General features: G+C 68.7%; 16 protein-coding genes. 13 read left to right on the forward strand and 3 right to left on the reverse strand.

The features are described from left to right. Nucleotides 1–39 precede the first annotated feature (39 nt). From CJ177_RS16870 to mshA, 3 genes are read left to right on the forward strand one after another with little or no spacing between them, the layout of a single operon-like run. A complete protein-coding gene (locus CJ177_RS16870) occupies nt 40–1242 on the forward strand; it encodes an MFS transporter (protein ID WP_005251936.1) in 1203 nt (400 codons plus the stop codon). Then, the gene (locus CJ177_RS16875) at nt 1188–2015 is read left to right on the forward strand and encodes an alpha/beta fold hydrolase (protein ID WP_095868153.1); all 828 of its coding nucleotides are present in this window, start codon (nt 1188–1190) and stop codon (nt 2013–2015) included. The genes CJ177_RS16870 and CJ177_RS16875 overlap by 55 nt, the downstream gene beginning before the upstream one ends. Nucleotides 2016–2027: 12 nt before the next feature. Then, a complete protein-coding gene (gene mshA, locus CJ177_RS16880) occupies nt 2028–3386 on the forward strand; it encodes a D-inositol-3-phosphate glycosyltransferase (RefSeq protein WP_179443231.1) in 1359 nt (452 codons plus the stop codon). An 11-nt stretch (nt 3387–3397) separates the two neighbouring features. On the opposite strand, the gene CJ177_RS16885 is transcribed toward mshA, so the two are convergent. Further along, on the reverse strand, nt 3398–4648 hold the full coding sequence (locus CJ177_RS16885; RefSeq protein ID WP_095868154.1) for an IS110 family transposase: 1251 nt from the start codon (nt 4646–4648) through the stop codon (nt 3398–3400). 254 nt (nt 4649–4902) lie between these two features. On the opposite strand from CJ177_RS16885, the gene CJ177_RS16890 reads away from it, so the two are divergent. The 5 genes from CJ177_RS16890 (at nt 4903) to CJ177_RS16910 (ending at nt 9964) form a co-directional block, all read left to right on the forward strand. Continuing rightward, nucleotides 4903–5394, forward strand: coding sequence for a YbjN domain-containing protein (locus CJ177_RS16890; protein WP_095868155.1), 492 nt, complete (start codon nt 4903–4905; stop codon nt 5392–5394). A 149-nt stretch (nt 5395–5543) separates the two neighbouring features. Beyond that, nucleotides 5544–7136, forward strand: coding sequence for an AMP-binding protein (locus CJ177_RS16895; RefSeq protein ID WP_095868156.1), 1593 nt, complete (start codon nt 5544–5546; stop codon nt 7134–7136). A 43-nt stretch (nt 7137–7179) separates the two neighbouring features. After that, the gene (locus CJ177_RS16900) at nt 7180–7935 is read left to right on the forward strand and encodes a phosphoglyceromutase (protein WP_179443232.1); all 756 of its coding nucleotides are present in this window, start codon (nt 7180–7182) and stop codon (nt 7933–7935) included. Nucleotides 7936–8084: 149 nt separating this feature from the next. After that, nucleotides 8085–9278: a cell wall metabolism sensor histidine kinase WalK gene (locus tag CJ177_RS16905; RefSeq protein ID WP_095868157.1), complete on the forward strand. Its 1194-nt coding sequence runs from the start codon at nt 8085–8087 to the stop codon at nt 9276–9278. After that, a complete protein-coding gene (locus CJ177_RS16910) occupies nt 9275–9964 on the forward strand; it encodes a response regulator transcription factor (protein ID WP_005251956.1) in 690 nt (229 codons plus the stop codon). Before CJ177_RS16905 ends, CJ177_RS16910 begins: the two co-directional genes overlap by 4 nt. Nucleotides 9965–10050: 86 nt before the next feature. Here the strand turns inward: CJ177_RS16910 and CJ177_RS16915 are convergent, their stop codons facing one another. After that, nucleotides 10051–10386, reverse strand: coding sequence for a hypothetical protein (locus CJ177_RS16915; RefSeq protein WP_005251957.1), 336 nt, complete (start codon nt 10384–10386; stop codon nt 10051–10053). Nucleotides 10387–10455: 69 nt separating this feature from the next. Next, a complete protein-coding gene (locus CJ177_RS16920) occupies nt 10456–11241 on the reverse strand; it encodes a hypothetical protein (RefSeq protein ID WP_005251960.1) in 786 nt (261 codons plus the stop codon). 66 nt (nt 11242–11307) lie between these two features. Between CJ177_RS16920 and CJ177_RS16925 the strand changes: the two genes are divergently transcribed. The 5 genes from CJ177_RS16925 (at nt 11308) to CJ177_RS16945 (ending at nt 16061) form a co-directional block, all read left to right on the forward strand. Then, entirely contained in the window at nt 11308–12261 is a 954-nt protein-coding gene (locus CJ177_RS16925) for a Ppx/GppA phosphatase family protein (RefSeq protein ID WP_005251962.1), read from the forward strand. Next, nucleotides 12258–13529: a hypothetical protein gene (locus CJ177_RS16930; RefSeq protein WP_095868158.1), complete on the forward strand. Its 1272-nt coding sequence runs from the start codon at nt 12258–12260 to the stop codon at nt 13527–13529. Before CJ177_RS16925 ends, CJ177_RS16930 begins: the two co-directional genes overlap by 4 nt. A 7-nt stretch (nt 13530–13536) precedes the next feature. Next, a complete protein-coding gene (locus CJ177_RS16935) occupies nt 13537–14478 on the forward strand; it encodes a sugar phosphate isomerase/epimerase (RefSeq protein ID WP_005251965.1) in 942 nt (313 codons plus the stop codon). A 108-nt stretch (nt 14479–14586) separates the two neighbouring features. Continuing rightward, the gene (locus CJ177_RS16940; RefSeq protein WP_005251967.1) at nt 14587–15222 is read left to right on the forward strand and encodes a MerR family transcriptional regulator; all 636 of its coding nucleotides are present in this window, start codon (nt 14587–14589) and stop codon (nt 15220–15222) included. Next, nucleotides 15219–16061 (forward strand): thioesterase family protein, encoded by an 843-nt coding sequence (locus CJ177_RS16945; protein WP_005251969.1) that lies wholly within the window; start codon nt 15219–15221, stop codon nt 16059–16061. Before CJ177_RS16940 ends, CJ177_RS16945 begins: the two co-directional genes overlap by 4 nt. The last annotated feature ends 27 nt before the right edge of the window (nt 16062–16088 follow it).

A 16088-nucleotide genomic window follows, 5' to 3' on the forward strand; every position in this document is an offset into this window, starting at 1 on the left:
GTGCTGGAAGTCGCGGCCACGATCTGTGAGGCTCGACGCGTGCTCGGTACCTATCGTCAGATCTTCGCCGCCCCCGGCTCCGCAGCGTTCTCCGCCGCAGGATTCGTTGCGCGGGTACCGATCGCCATGGTCGGCATCGGCATCGTCACGATGCTGTCCGAACTGCGCGGCGACTACGCACTGGCCGGTGCCCTCGCCGCGGTGTTCGCGCTGACCTACGCGTTCATCACCCCGGTCGTGTCCCGGGCGGTGGACCGGTACGGGCAGTCCCGCGTCCTTCCCGTCGCGTCGGGGATCAGCGCGACGTCCATCGCCGCGATGCTGGTGTGCGTCCGGTTCGGGACGCCCGACTGGGTGCTGTTCGTGTGGGCCGTTCCCGCCGGCTGCATGCCCACGATCGGTGCGATGGTGCGCGCCCGCTGGACCGAGCTGTACCGCGGCACGTCACTGTTGCGGACGGCGTTCGCGTTCGAGGCGGTGGTGGACGAGCTGTGCTTCATCGCGGGACCGGTGGTCTCCGTCGGATTGTCCGTCACGGTGTTCCCCGAGGCGGGACCGCTCGCGGGTCTCGTCCTGCTGGTGGTCGGCACGCTCGCACTCGTCGCTCAGCGCGGCACCGAACCCCCCGTGCATTCGGCAACGCACGACGGCCGCCCGTCCGTCGTCCGGACCCCCGCCGTGTGGATCCTCGTGGCGGTGATGGTGTCGATGGGCACGATCTTCGGCGTCATCGACGTCGGTGCCATCGCCTTCACCCGAAGCCACGACGCACCCGCCTCCGCCACCGTGGTGCTGGCCCTGTTCGCGGCCGGTTCCGCTGTGGCGGGCATCGTGTTCGGCGCGATCCGGGTGTCGGCGCCGCTCCGGAAACAGCTGATGGTCGCGGTTCTCGCGGTGGCAGTCCTGACGGTTCCACTCCTTCTGGCCGACAGCATTCCGGCGCTCGCCGTCGCCTACGCGGTGGCGGGGATGACGGTGGCACCGATCATGATCGTCACGACCGGTCTCGTCGAGCAGATCGTGCCCGCGGCCGCGCTGACCGAGGGCATCACCTGGATCGTCACCGGGCTGGGTGTCGGCGTCGCCGTGGGGTCGGCACTCGCGGGCCGGATGATCGACGAATTCGGCACGACCGCGGGCTACGCGGTGGCGGCGGTCGCCGCGCTGCTGGCCTCTATGGTGACCCCATGGCTATTCGTGAAACAGTCGGCGTCGACGGAACGCCCCTCGTCTACTCGGTGACCGGTGACCCCGACGCGCGGGCCCTGGTACTCCTGCACGGTTGGGCGCAGTCCTCGAAGTGCTGGGGCCCCGGGGTGCTCGACGAACTCGCGGCCCGCTACCGCGTCATCGCCGTCGACCTGCGCGGACACGGCTACTCGGGTGCGCCCGACACCGGCTACGCCGACTCCGCGGTCTGGGCCGGGGACGTCGACGCGGTGCTCACGGCCGAAGGCGTCGCGTCCGGCGCCGTGCTCCTCGGCTGGTCCTACGGCGGCCTCGTGATCTGCGACTACCTGGCGTCGCACGGCACGTCCGCCGTCGACGGTGTGGTCTTCGTCGGAGCCATCACCAGCATCGGTCGCGGGGAGGCAGGCGGCAAGGTCGGTGCGGCGATGCGCGCGGCGAGCCCCGGCGCGATGTCCGAGGAGCCGCGCGAGGCGATCCGCGCGCTGGGCGCGTTCGGCAACGCGCTCACCGGACCGCCGGAAGGCAAGGGCGCACAGTCGCAGGCGCTGTTCGGGGCCAGCCTCGCCACCCCGCCCCGGGTGCGGGCCGCACTCTTCAACCGGTCTGCGAGCCACGATGACCTGCTCCGGTCCCTCGACGTGCCGGTGCTCGTCCTGCACGGCACCGAGGACTCCGTCGTCGATGTCTCGGCTGGTAGGCACGCTGCAGAACTGATCCCGCAGGCGCGGGCGTCGTTCTGGGAAGGCTGCGATCACGGACCGTTCGTGGAGGATCCGGAGAGGTTCGTAAAGGAGGTCGGCGAGTTCGTCGACAACCTCGGTTAAAGGGGCCGATCGGTGAGGGAGCACTATGGAGTGGTGACGCCCATGCACAACTCGCGCCCCCGCAGGGTGGCCGTCCTCTCGGTCCACACCTCACCACTGGCGCAGCCCGGTACCGGCGATGCGGGCGGCATGAACGTCTACGTGCTGCAGTCCGCCATCCAAATGGCGCGTCGCGGCGTCGAGGTGGAAATCTTCACCCGGGCCACGTCGTCCGCCGACGCACCGGTCCAGGAAGCGGCGCCGGGGGTCCTCGTCCGGAACGTCGTAGCGGGCCCGTTCGAGGGACTGGACAAGCAGGATCTGCCCACCCAACTCTGCGCGTTCGTCGCCGGGGTGCTCCGCGAGGAGGCCCGCCACGAACCGGGCTACTACAACCTGGTGCACTCGCACTACTGGTTGTCGGGGCAGGTCGGCTGGCTCGCCCGCGACCGCTGGGGTGTGCCGCTCGTGCACACCGCGCACACGCTCGCCGCGGTCAAGAATCTGTCGCTGGCCGACGGTGACACTCCCGAACCGGCCGCCCGCCAGATCGGCGAGCAGCAGGTGGTGGCCGAGTCCGACCGGCTCGTGGCCAACACCACCGAGGAATCCGATCAGCTGGTCCGCCATTACGGCGCCGACCCGAACCGGATCGACGTGGTGGCGCCCGGCGCAGATCTGACGCGGTACCGGCCGGGCGACCGGGCCGCCGCCCGGGCGAAGCTGGGGCTCGACCCGCGCGAGACCGTCGTGACGTTCGTCGGACGCATCCAGCCGCTCAAGGCGCCCGACGTCCTGCTCCGTGCCGCCGCGGAACTGATCGCCCGAGATCCCGAATCGACACTGCGGGTGCTCGTGGTCGGCGGCCCGTCCGGTTCCGGGCTGGCTCGGCCGGACGCGTTGATCGAACTCGCGTCCTCGCTCGGCATCGCCGCGCGGGTGACGTTCCTCCCGCCGCAGGCGCCTGATCGACTCGTCGACGTGTACCGGGCTTCGGATCTCGTTGCGGTGCCGAGTTATTCGGAGTCGTTCGGGCTGGTGGCCATCGAGGCGCAAGCCTGCGGCACGCCGGTGATCGCCGCGAACGTGGGCGGTCTCGGCGTCGCCGTCCGGAACGGCGAGACCGGGCTTCTCGTGGACGGGCACCGCACCGAGGACTGGGCGACGGCGTTGCAGTCGCTGGTCTCGGAGCCCGGCAGGCTCGCCGCGCTGGCCGCCGAGGCTCCTCGTCACGCGGAGAATTTCTCCTGGGAACACACGGCCGACGGACTCCTCGAGAGCTATCGGATGGCGACCGTCAACTACAACTACGGACACGGCCCCAGCGAATTCTCCCCGCGTCGCGGACGCGGACTGTGGAAGCTGCGCAGGGCCGGGGGAGTGCGCGCATGAGTTGCCCTGTGTCAAGCCGCCGGTTGTTGGTGGACGATCAGTCGTTGGAGGGCGCCGTGTTTGTCCGGTTCGTAGGCGAGGTTGTCCTGCCAGCAGTGCCAGATGACGAACAGCCAGGCGCGGGCGAGGATGCGGACGGCATGGGGGTGGTCGTGTCCGCGGGCGACGGCCCGGTTGTAGAGGTCGGCGGCCCAGAGGTTCGAGTGGCGGGAGTCGCCCGCGAAGTCGGTGACGGCATCGCGGAGTTGTTTGTCTGCGGCCCAACGGAATCCGACAATTCTGGCCTTGCCGGACTGGCGTGTGGAGGGGGCGACGCCGGCGAGGCAGGCCAGCGACTCGGGGGTTGGGAATCGTGCCCGGCAGTCGCCGATCTCGGCGAGCAGCCGGGCGGCGCGGACGGTGCCGGAGCGGGGCAGGCTGGTGAAGATGTGGGCGTCGGCGTGCCCGGCGAGTTGCTCGCCGATCTGTTCGGTGAGCAACTTGATCTGTTCGCCGAGGGTGCGCAGGGCGGCGAGGAAGGCGCGGGTGATGTGGGCGTGCGCGGATCCGTCGTCACCGACGGCGCCGCGGGGTGCGGCGGTCAGGCGGGCGTGCAGGACCGCGGGGTCGGTGCGGCCGCTGTAGCTGACGCCGGACAGCCACGTGGCCAGGCGCTTGGGGGTGAGCCAGTCGGCCCGGTCCTGGCAGTCGAAGCGGGTCAGGAACATCAGGCTGATCGGGGAGTCGAGATCGGCGAACAGGCCGACCGCGCCGGGGAAGACGTTGCGCAGGTGCGCCCGCAGTTGGTTGGCGAGGGCGACGCGGTGGGCGACGAGGTCCTTGCGGGCCCGGCAGAGTCGGCGCAGCGCGACGGTGGCCGGGTGGTCGGGGGTCAGCGGCGCCAGTCGGGTGCGGTCGGTGCGCAGGGTGTCGGCGAGGACGAAGGCGTCGAAGCGGTCGTCCTTGTTGCCGGCCGATCCGTAGCGGCCGCGCAGGTTCTTGACCTGGTTGGGGCTGATTACCACGATGGTGATCCCGGCGCCGAGCAGGGTGTCGATCACCGGTCCGTCGGGGCGTTCGATCGCGACCTCGCAGACGCCGGTGCGGGCGAGGACTGTGAGCAGCTCGCGCAGCCCGGCGGCGCTGTGTTCGACGGTGCAGCGGTGGACCTCGCGGCCGCGGGCATCGACGACGGACACGGCGTGATCGTCGCGGGCCCAGTCGATGCCGCAGGTCAGGGCGTTGGGTGGTTCATCGGGCAGGGTGTTTCTGGCAGACTTCATGTCAGCCTCCTCGCTGCTAGACCCAGTGGGGAGGCACCCTCGTGCGGTGCCGGGACGCGGCAGCCGGTTCGCTCACTGTTCGGCGCTCGGTGGCGCTCAGCCCTGTCGACGGTCGGCGCGGCCCGGGCGACCGCCGGGTCCTGCAGAACTCATGCCGGACATCGATCGTGTCAAGCGAGCAGGGCAGTGACCCGGCGGCACCTCGGGTGCATCGGCAGTCCATCTGAAACCACCGACACAAGGATGGTGCACCAGTGAGCGAGCTGGCCGAAGTGATCGAGTCCGCCCTGACCGAACGTGAGATGGACTTCACGAGGAAGGACTCGACGCACTTCATCGTCGAGTTGCCCGGCGAGCGCAAGCTCAAGACCACCACGCTCCTGACCGTCGGCAAGCACGGTCTGCGCGTCGAGGCGTTCGTCTGCCGCAAGCCCGACGAGAACTTCGAAGGCGTCTACAAGTACCTGCTGCGGCGCAATCGCCGGCTGTACTCGGTGGCGTATACGATCGACAAGATCGGCGACATCTACCTGGTCGGTCAGATCGCCGAGCACGCGGTGACCGCGGACGAACTGGACCGGATTCTCGGGCAGGTGCTCGAGGCGGCCGACGGCGACTTCAACACCCTCCTCGAGCTCGGTTTCGCCGGTTCCATCAAGCGTGAGTGGGAGTGGCGTGTCTCACGCGGGGAGTCACTGGCGAACCTGAAACCGTTCGAGCATCTCATCGAGGACCCGCAGGCCTGAGTGCTGTCGACCGCCCGCGGACCGGAAATACGCGCGGGTAGAGTTGCGCCGAGCTTGTGACTGTTGTCACAGGTTAGGTGCATGTGTCTGATGTTCACAGAAACTTGTACCGACAACTGCTGCTGCAACACTTCGAGGGAGAGGCCCCAGTGAGCTTCAAGAGCCCGTTTCCGGACGTCGAGATTCCGAACCTCAGTGTCTACGATTTCCTTTTCGGCCAGGTCGACCCGGCCGATGGGGACCGGCCCGCGCTGATCGACGGTGCCTCCGGCGCGGTCACCACGTACCAGGCGCTCATCGCCCAGATCGACGGGGTGGCCGGGGCGCTCGCCGCCCGCGGTCTCGCGGTCGGCGAGGTGGTGGGGTTGCATTCGCCGAACGTGCCGGCGTTCGCGTCGGTGTTCCACGGGATCCTGCGGGCCGGGGGTGTCGCGACCACCATCAACGCCCTGTATACCGCGGAGGACATCGCCAAGCAGCTCACCGACTCGAAGGCGAAGTTCCTGTTCACCGTCTCCCCGCTGCTGCCGCAGGCCGAGGAGGCCGCGGCCCGCGTCGGGATCCCGGTGGAGAACGTGATCGTCCTCGACGGCGCCGACGGGCACCCGTCGCTGACCGATCTGCTGGCCGAGGGCGCACCCGCCCCGGAGGTGTCGTTCGATCCGGCGACCCAGCTGGCGGTGCTGCCGTATTCGTCGGGGACCACCGGCCGGCCGAAGGGGGTGATGCTCACGCATCGCAACCTGGTGGCGAATGTGTGTCAGATCAACCCGCGGATGGGCATCGGCGCCGACGACAAGCTGCTGGCGGTGCTGCCGTTCTTCCATATCTACGGGATGACGGTGCTGCTGAACGCGGCCCTGTTCAACCGGGCGAGCTTGGTGACGATGCCGAAGTTCGACCTGGTCGAGTTCCTGTCGATCGTCTCCGGGCAGCGGTGCACGTATGTGTTCATCGCCCCGCCGGTCGCGGTGGCGTTGGCCAAGCATCCGCTGGTCGACGATTACGACCTGTCGAGCGTGCATTCGGTCTTCTCCGGTGCCGCCCCGCTGGATCAGGAGCTGGGCAAGGCCGTCGCGAACCGGCTGGGGTGCCGGGTGCGGCAGGGGTACGGGATGTCGGAGATGAGCCCGGTCTCGCATGCGATTCCGTTCGACCGTGACGACATCGCGCTGGATTCGGTGGGTCCGTCGATCGCGAACATGGAGTGCAAGCTGGTCGACCCGGGCACCGGGGAGGAGGTCGCCTACCCGGCGGAGGGGGTCAGCGCGCCGGGTGAGTTGTGGTGCAAGGGCCCGAACATCATGGCCGGGTATCTGGGCAACGACGAGGCGACCGCGGAGACCCTGGATGCGGACGGGTACCTGCACACCGGGGATATCGCGACGGTCGACTCCGAGGGGGTGGTGACGATCGTGGACCGGATGAAGGAGCTGATCAAGTACAAGGGGTACCAGGTGCCGCCCGCCGAGTTGGAGGCGTTGTTGTTGACGCACCCGCAGATCGCCGACGCCGCCGTCATCGGGGTTCTCGACGAGGAGGGTGAGGAGGTGCCGAAGGCGTTCGTGGTCCGCCAGCCCGGCGCCGACTTGGACGAGGCCGCGGTCATCGCGTTCGTCGCCGAGCGGGTGTCGCCGCACAAGAAGGTCCGCAAGGTCGAGTTCATCGACCTGGTGCCGAAGTCCGCCGCGGGCAAGATCCTCCGCAAGGATCTCCGGGCAAGCGAGGCCGGCCGGAGCTGACGGCAGGGGTTCACGGCGCGAGGGTTCCGGGAGGCATGCCAGGATGAACGGCATGAGTACCGGAACCCTTGTGCTGCTCCGCCACGGCGAGAGCGAATGGAATGCGCTCAACTTGTTCACCGGCTGGGTGGACGTCCACCTGACCGATAAGGGCATCGCCGAGGGCAAGCGCGCCGGCGAATTGCTGCTCGAGCACAACCTGCTCCCCGACGTGCTCTACACGTCGCTGCTGCGCCGCGCGATCAGCACCGCCAACATCGCGCTCGACACCGCCGACCGGCACTGGATTCCCGTCATCCGCGACTGGCGTCTCAACGAGCGCCACTACGGTGCCCTGCAGGGACGCAACAAGGCGCAGGTCAAGGACAAGTACGGCGACGAGCAGTTCATGCTGTGGCGCCGCAGCTACGACACCCCGCCGCCGCCGATCGAGGCCGGCAGCGAGTACAGCCAGGACACCGATCCCCGCTACGCGAACCTCGATGAGGTCCCACTGACGGAGTGCCTGAAGGACGTCGTCGTCCGCCTGATCCCGTACTGGGAAGACACCATCTCCGCCGACCTGAAGGCGGGCAAGACCGTGCTGATCACCGCGCACGGCAACTCGCTGCGCGCCCTCGTCAAGCACCTCGACGGAATCTCCGACGAGGACATCGCGGGCCTGAACATCCCGACGGGCATCCCGCTGCGCTACGACCTGGACGAGAACCTGAAGCCTCTCAACCCCGGTGGCACCTACCTCGACCCCGAGGCCGCTGCCGCGGGCGCCGCCGCGGTCGCGAACCAGGGCGGGAAGTAACCCGTGCGACCGGCCGGACGTCGCGTTCGCGGGACGTCCGGCCAACGGCAGGTTAACTGCGGACGAAGACTCCGGTTCCCGCGTGTGACGTGCGCGGAAATGCCTGGACCCTGCGTAACCGGCCCGCCGCACGAACGTACGATTCAGGCGTGAGTGTTGTTCAAGCCGTCTTGCTTGCCATCGTGGGCGGCTTCGTCGGTTACCTCGTCGGTGGCGTTCTGATCCCCATGCTGTCCACCCGGCAGGCGCAGCGCATGGAAGAGCAGTCCGGGCTCACGATGTCGCAGGTGCTCGACCTGATCGTGCTGGCGTCCGAGAGCGGCATCGCCGTGGTCGACCAGTTCCACGACGTCGTCCTGTTCAACCCCCGGGCGGAGGAGCTGGGCCTGGTGCGGAACCGGCTCGTCGACGACCGGGCGTGGGTGGCGGCGCTCCGGGTCCTCGAGACCGGCGAACCCGTCGAGGTCGACCTGAGTACCAAGAACCCGCAGCGGGGACGCGATCGGATCGCGGTGCGCGGCACCGCACGTCTGCTCAGCAAGGAAGATCACAACTTCGTGGTCCTGTTCGCCGACGACGACTCCGAGCAGGTGCGGATGGAGGCGACCCGCCGCGACTTCGTCGCCAACGTCAGCCACGAGCTCAAGACCCCGGTCGGCGCGATGGGTCTGCTGGCGGAGGCACTCCTCGAATCGGCGGACGACCCCGATTCGGTCCGGCACTTCGGCGAACGCGTGCTCAGTGAATCCGTGCGGCTCGGCAAGATGGTCACCGAACTGATCGCGCTGTCGCGGCTGCAGGGCGCCGAGAAACTGCCCGACCTCGAGGCCGTCTCGGTCGACGAGGTGGTGGACGAGGCGCTGCAGCGTTGCAAGATCTCCGCGGAAGCCGCCGGGATCGCCGTCACCACGGACCAAAACAGCGGTTACGAAGTGCTCGGCGACCGCGCCCTGCTCGTCACCGCGCTGTCCAACCTGGTCCAGAACGCGATCGCCTATTCGCCGAAGGGCACCCCCGTCTCGGTGAGCCGGTCGATCCGCGGCGACAACGTGGCGATCTCGGTGACCGACCGCGGCGAAGGCATCGCCAAGGCAGACCAGGAGCGGGTGTTCGAACGGTTCTTCCGCGTCGACAAGGCGCGGGCCCGCGCGACCGGCGGAACGGGGCTCGGCCTCGCGATCGTCAAACACGTGGCCGCCAACCACAACGGATCGATCGACCTGTGGAGCAAGCCCGGAACAGGTTCGACGTTTACCCTGCAGATTCCTGCACACATCGAGACAGTGGACGCCGAGGGCGGAAACGTCGGGAAGAGAGAAACCGGTATGGAGGCCAAGCGATGACAAGTGTGCTGATCGTGGAAGACGAGGAGTCACTGGCCGACCCATTGGCATTCCTGTTACGCAAGGAAGGGTTCGAGACGACGATCGTGGGCGACGGACCGTCCGCGCTCGCCGAGTTCGACCGGGCCGGTGCCGACATCGTCCTCCTCGACCTCATGCTGCCCGGCATGAGCGGCACGGACGTGTGCAAGCAGCTCCGCAGCCGGTCCGGTGTCCCCGTCATCATGGTGACGGCACGGGACAGCGAGATCGACAAGGTGGTGGGTCTCGAACTCGGCGCCGACGACTACGTGACCAAGCCGTACTCGGCGCGGGAACTGATCGCCCGCATCCGCGCGGTGCTGCGCCGCGGTGTCGACAGCGAACTCGACGTCGCGCAGGACTCGGCCGTCCTCGAGGCGGGACCGGTCCGGATGGACGTCGAACGTCACGTGGTCCAGGTGAACGGCGAGGCCGTCACTCTGCCGCTCAAGGAGTTCGACCTCCTCGAGTACCTGCTGCGGAACTCGGGCCGGGTGCTCACCCGCGGGCAGCTGATCGACCGGGTGTGGGGCGCGGACTACGTCGGCGACACCAAGACCCTCGACGTGCACGTCAAGCGTCTGCGCTCGAAGATCGAGACAGACCCGGCCAAGCCGGAGCATCTCGTCACCGTCCGCGGCCTGGGCTACAAACTGGAGGCGTGAGCGGACGCTGATCCGCCACAGTTGCAGACGAATTCGTCAGCCGCACAGGAAATTACCTGTGCGGCTGACGAATTCGTGGGCGTGTGTCAGAACGGGTTGTACACGTACACACCGCGGAACGGTGCCGAGATGATCTGCGTGATGGCATGCTCGCGACCCTGGTCGTCGAACTGCCTGCAGTAGACCGCGACGTAGTGTCCGTCGCCCTTGCACTCGATGACCCGGCCGGTGCCGTACGGGCTCAGCACGAGTGCCCGGTCGCCCTTGTCGCCGAAGGCGCCCGGATCGAACGGTGCGACGAAGTTGGCCGTCTTGTCGTAGAAGGTGTTCCAGTCCGGGGTCGGCTGGGCGGACGCGGTCGGCGCGAGGGCGAACGTTGCGGCGGCGGTCAACAGGGCACCGGTCAGAATTCGAGCGAACATGATCTCTCCTGTCATGGCTGTGCCCGGAATGGGGCCGTGACGGGTAAATCGACCGGTGGGTCTGATGCGTTACTCGGCGGCCTTCTTCTGCGCGGCGGCGGTGGCGGGATGGACGGCGACGAGACCGAGGCCGGCCCTGCGTTTGCACATCTTCGCCAACTCCGCGTACGCGGCCTTGCCGAGCAGTTCCGTCAGCTCGGGTGCGTACGACTGCCAGACGGCCTTGGCGCCCACGTGGGCGTCGGGGGAGCCCGAGCAGTACCAGTCCAGGTCCGAGCCGCCCTCGCCCCAGCCGCGCCGGTCGTACTCGCTGATGGTGGTCTTGAGGATCTGCTCGCCGTCCGGGCGTTCGACCCACTCCTGGGTGCGGCGGATCGGGAGCTGCCAGCACACGTCGGGCTTTACCTCGAGGGGTTCGATTCCGCGCTTGAGTGCCATCGAGTGGAGCGCGCAACCGACGCCGCCCTCGAAGCCGGGGCGGTTCAGGAAGATGCAGGCGCCGTGGTACCGGCGGGTGCGCAGCGCGGGCTCGTCCTCGAGGTCGTCCTCCTCGACGTAACCCTTCTTGCCGAGACCCTTCTCCATGAACTGCCAGTCCGCGGGTGTGAGCATCTTCACTGACCGGTTCAGTTTCTCCAGGTCCTCCTCGTCGGAGAGGAACGCGCCGTGGGAACAGCAGCCGTCGTCGGGCCGGTCGCCGATGATGCCCTGGCACGCGGGGGTCCCGAACACGCAGGTCCAGTGGGAGAGCAGCCACGTCATGTCCGCGGCGATGATGTGCTCGGTGTTGTCGGGATCGGGAAACTCGACCCATTCACGAGCGAAGTCGAGGGGTACTTCCGGGCTGGGCGTCATCTTGTGTGAACGCCCTGCTTTACGTGCTGTCACAAAGCCCGACGGTAGACCCAGTACCGTGTCAATGTGCGACTAGGGGTACTCGACGTCGGAAGCAACACCGTCCATCTTCTCGTAGTGGACGCCCACAGGGGCGGCCACCCCACACCGATGAGTTCGACCAAGTCGACTCTGCGGTTGGCGGAGAACACCGACGACCGGGGTGACATCACCTCCCAGGGTGCGGATCGCCTGGTCTCGACGGTGGCAGACTTCGCCAGCATCGCGAAGACGTCGGGGTGCGGTGAGCTCATGGCCTTCGCCACGTCCGCCGTGCGCGACGCCAACAACTCGGACGCCGTGCTCGAACGAGTGCACGCCGAGACCGGGGTGACACTCGAGGTTCTGTCGGGTGTCGACGAGGCACGGCTGACGTTCCTCGCCGTGCGCCGCTGGTTCGGGTGGAGCGCGGGCCGCATCGTGAACCTCGACATCGGAGGCGGATCCCTCGAGCTGACGACGGGTGGCGACGAGGACCCGGACGTCGCGCTGTCGCTGCAACTCGGCGCGGGACGGCTCACCCGGGACTGGCTCGAGGCCGACCCGCCGGGCAAGCGTCGGGTGGCCGTGCTGAGGGATTGGCTGGACGCCGAACTGACCGTCCCGTCCAAGGAACTGCGCGCGGCGGGGCAGTGGGATCGGGCCGTCGGCACGTCCAAGACGTTCCGCTCGCTGGCCCGGCTGACGGGCGCGGCGCCGTCCGGCGCGGGCCCGCGGGTCAAGCGCACCCTCACCGCCAGTGGTCTCAGGCAACTCATAGCTTTCATTTCGCGGATGACGGCCTCGGACCGTGCAGAATTGGAAGGGGTGAGCTCCGACAGGTCGCAGCAGATCGTGGCCGGAGCACTCGTTGCGGAGGCCAGCATGAGAGCACTGGGCGTGGAAGAACTGGAAATCTGCCCCTGGGCTCTGCGTGAGGGTTTGATCCTCCGCAAGCTCGATACGGAAATGGGCGGTGAATTGATGGTGGGTGCTCGATGACCGAGGACAGTCAGCAGATCTCTGTGTCAGAACTGCTCAAACGCAACGGACAACAGGTGGAGTCCCGGGGCGGGCGGCGTCGTCGCGGCGTCAAGGGGGGAATCTCCGTTGCCGAGCTGACCGGTGAAATTCCGGTGGTCCGGGATCCGTCCGATTCGCGGGCACTCGAACCCGAACCCGAATCTGCCGCGCCCGAGCCGCCGCGCACGTCCGCACCGGCGGCGCCGCCGGCGCGTGCCGACGGGCGCACCGCAGCATTCACGTCTCCCGTCGACGACGAAGACGACGACGAGCCCATCGCCAGTCGCCCCGCCGGCCGTGGCCGCGGAGTGGTGTCGGGTGGGACGTCGCGTGATCACCAGGGAACCTGGGTCAGCCGCTCCGTCCAGAAGGAACGGCCGGCGCCCGAGGCCGCCGCGCCCGCACCGGCGCCCACGGTGGCCGCCCCGGTCGTGAAGAAGCCGGAGCCCGCGCCGACCGTCGCCGCTCCCCGCGTGACGCCGGCGCCGAAGCCCGACGCCCCGGCCAAGGCCGAACCGGCGGCGAAGGCCGAACCGGCGGCGAAGCCCGCCGCGCCGGCGAAGCCCGCCGCGCCGGCGAAGCCCGCCGCGCCGGCGAAGCCCGCCGCGCCGGCGAAGCCCGAGGTGCCGGCGAAAACCGGAACCCCGGCGAAGGCCGGTCCCACCGCGCCGACGAACGGCGCGTCGAAGTTCGTCAAGACGCCGAAGCCTGAGGCTCCCGCCAAGGCGAAGCCGGAACCCGCGCTGCTGTCCGGCTCGACGCTGGCCGGTGACCTGATGCGGCAGTCACGGGACTCGGACGCGGCGAACGCGGGCGAGGAGACGGAACTCATCGAGGCCGCCACCGACGACGCGGGCACCGAGAAGCACGAGGGCGACGCGCAGAAGCCCGAGAGCCCTCGCCGTTCCCGCAAGGAGGCGAAGGCCGAGAAGGCCGTGGCCGCGAAAGCGGAGAAGGCGGACAAGAACGACGAGGCAGGCGAGAACTCCACCCGCGAGTGGGCCGTCCTCATCGGTCAGGGTGTCGTAGCCGTGATCGCCGGGGCCCTGCTCTTCAAGGGTTTCGAGAAACTGTGGGACGTCTTTCCGTGGGTCGCGCTGATTCTGGCGCTGCTCGTCATCGTGGGCCTCGTCGCGATGGTCCGCATCCTGCGTCGCACCGACGACATCACCAGCTTCGTGATCGCCGTCGTGGTCGGGATGATCGTCACTCTGGGGCCGTTAGCCTTCATGCTTGCGTCGGGCTGAGTTGCTCATGGTCGGGGACAGTGGGCACGGGCAGGTTCGACGGTCATCGCGCGGGCGGAAGGTGCTGGTGGGCCTGTCGACGGCCTCGGTGTACCCGGAGAACACGGAGGCGGCGTTCCGGTACGCGGCCGATCTGGGATACGACGGCGTCGAACTGATGGTGTGGGCCGAATCGGTCAGCCAGGACATCGGGGCCGTGGCCGGGCTGGTGCGCAGATACGCGATTCCGGTTCAGGCGATCCACGCGCCGTGCCTGCTGATCTCGCAGCGGGTGTGGGGTGCCGACCCGGTCGCGAAGCTGGAGCGTTCCGTCCGCACCGCCGAGTCGCTCGGGGCGACGAGTGTCGTGGTGCACCCCCCGTTCCGCTGGCAGCGCCGGTACGCCGAGGGTTTCGCCGATCAGGTGGCCGAACTGGAACAGCGCAGCGACGTGATCGTCGCGGTGGAGAACATGTTCCCCATGCGGGCGGACGGCTTCTTCGGCAGCAAGGAGAGGTCCGCGCAGCGGCTCCGGAGGCGGGGCGGACCGGGGGCGGCGCTGTCGGCGTTCAGCCCGTCCTACGACCCCACCGATTCGGGGCACGCCCACTACACCCTGGATCTGTCGCACACGGCCACGGCCGGGATGGATGCGATGAAGCTGGCGGAGCGTATGGGGGAGGGCCTCGCGCATCTCCACCTCGCGGACGGTCGGGGCGCGTCGATGGACGAGCACCTGATCCCCGGGCACGGCGCCCAGCCGTGCGCGCAGTTGTGCCGTCATCTCGTCGACACCGGATTCGACGGGCAGGCGGTGATCGAGATCAATACGCAGAACGCCCGGACGCAGCGGGAACGGTCCTCGATGCTCGCGCAGGCGCTGACGTTCGCCCGTGAGCACCTCGAACCGGGTCGGGCCGCCTCGGGGTCGCCGCGCAGCCACTCCGGTGGCGATCACGACGACACCTGAGATTTCTGCCGCGTCCCTGCTGCGGTAAGCTCGTCGCCATATTGGATAGTTTCAGTATCTAGTTCTGGGGTATCCGGTGTCGAGAGTCGACGAGCCGAAGGAGGGGCCGTGCGCGTTTCCGAATTGGTCGCCCGTACCGGCGTTCCGCTCGCGACGGTGAAGTACTACCTGCGCGAAGGTCTGCTGATGCCGGGCGAGGCGACGAGCGCCACCCAGGCCCGGTACGGCGAGAAGCACGTGGAGCGACTGGGCCTCGTCAAGGCGCTGGCCGGAGCCGGACTCCCGATTCCGCGCATCCGGGAGATCCTCCGGCTCGTCGACCATCCCGACGGCTCGCTGTTCGAGGTGCTCGGTGAGGCCATCGCGCAACTCCCGCCCTACCTCGACGCCTCCGACGACGGCGCGGACGAGTTCCCGCGGGCACGCGCCGTCCTCGACAGGCTCGGGCAGGTGTACGACCCGCGGTACGTCGCGGTCGGCCAACTCGAACGTGCGCTCGAGGGGCTCGAAGAAGCAGGCATCCCGATGACCGAGGAGCGGCTCGAGGCCTACGGGCGGCACGTGCGCGGAATCGCCGAGATCGACATCGGACTCATGCCCACCGAATCGGCCGAGGACGCGATCCGCTACGCGGTGCTCGGCACGGCCATCTACGAGCCGGTGATCGCCGCGATGCGCCGCCTCGCACACCAGGACGTCGCGCAGAAGCGTCTCCGGAACCCCGAAGAACAGGATCAGCAGTGAGCTCAACTCCCTTCCGCGACCTCAACGTCCTCACCGCTGCCGGTGACGGGACCTATCTGGCGTCGATCGACCCGATCTGGACGATCGGCCCCAAGGTGCACGGCGGTTCGATGATGTCGCTCTGCGCGGCCGCGGCCCGCAGGCGACTGCTCGACGAGAACGGCGACGCCGAGCTGTCCCGGGTGCAGCCCCTCGCGGTCGGTGCCAACTACCTGTCCGCTCCCGACCCCGGCGAGGTGACACTGTCGACGACGCTGCGCAAGCAGGGCAAGCAGGTGTCGTTCGTCGACGTGGAGCTGAAGCAGGGCGACCGCGTAGCCGTGCACGCGTCGGTCACGCTCGGCGTCCCGGACGTGGGAGAGCCGCAGTACAACGGCGCCCACGCCCTGTCCCAGCTCCCGGTGGAACCGCCCGCCGACGCCGTCGTGCTCACGGCCGACCATCCGATGGGGCAGATCGTCCACGTGTCGCAGGGCTGCGACATGCGGGTCGACGGGACGTCGGCGCACTTCCTGACCGGCAACCAGGGCGAACCCGAGGTGCGCATGTGGGTGCGACCGCGCGCGGGCGACGAGGACGATCCCGACACGGCGGCCCTGTTCGCGATCATGACCGGAGACATCAGCGCCCCTGTGACGATGAACCGCGGCATGTTCGGCTGGGCGCCCACGGTGCAGCTGACCACCTACCTGCGCAGGCAGCCGGCACCGGGGTGGCTGCGCGTGATGGCCAGTAGCACGGTGCTCGGCGGCGCGTGGTTCGAGGAGGACCACACCGTCCTCGACTCCACCGGGGCGATCGTCGTGCAGAGCCGGCAGTTGGCGATGATCCCCCGCTAGGAAGGCGCCGCAGAGCGTCGTGGCAGG

It is taken from the genome of Rhodococcus sp. ACPA1 (assembly GCF_002300195.1).
Lineage (GTDB): Bacteria > Actinomycetota > Actinomycetes > Mycobacteriales > Mycobacteriaceae > Rhodococcus_F > Rhodococcus_F opacus.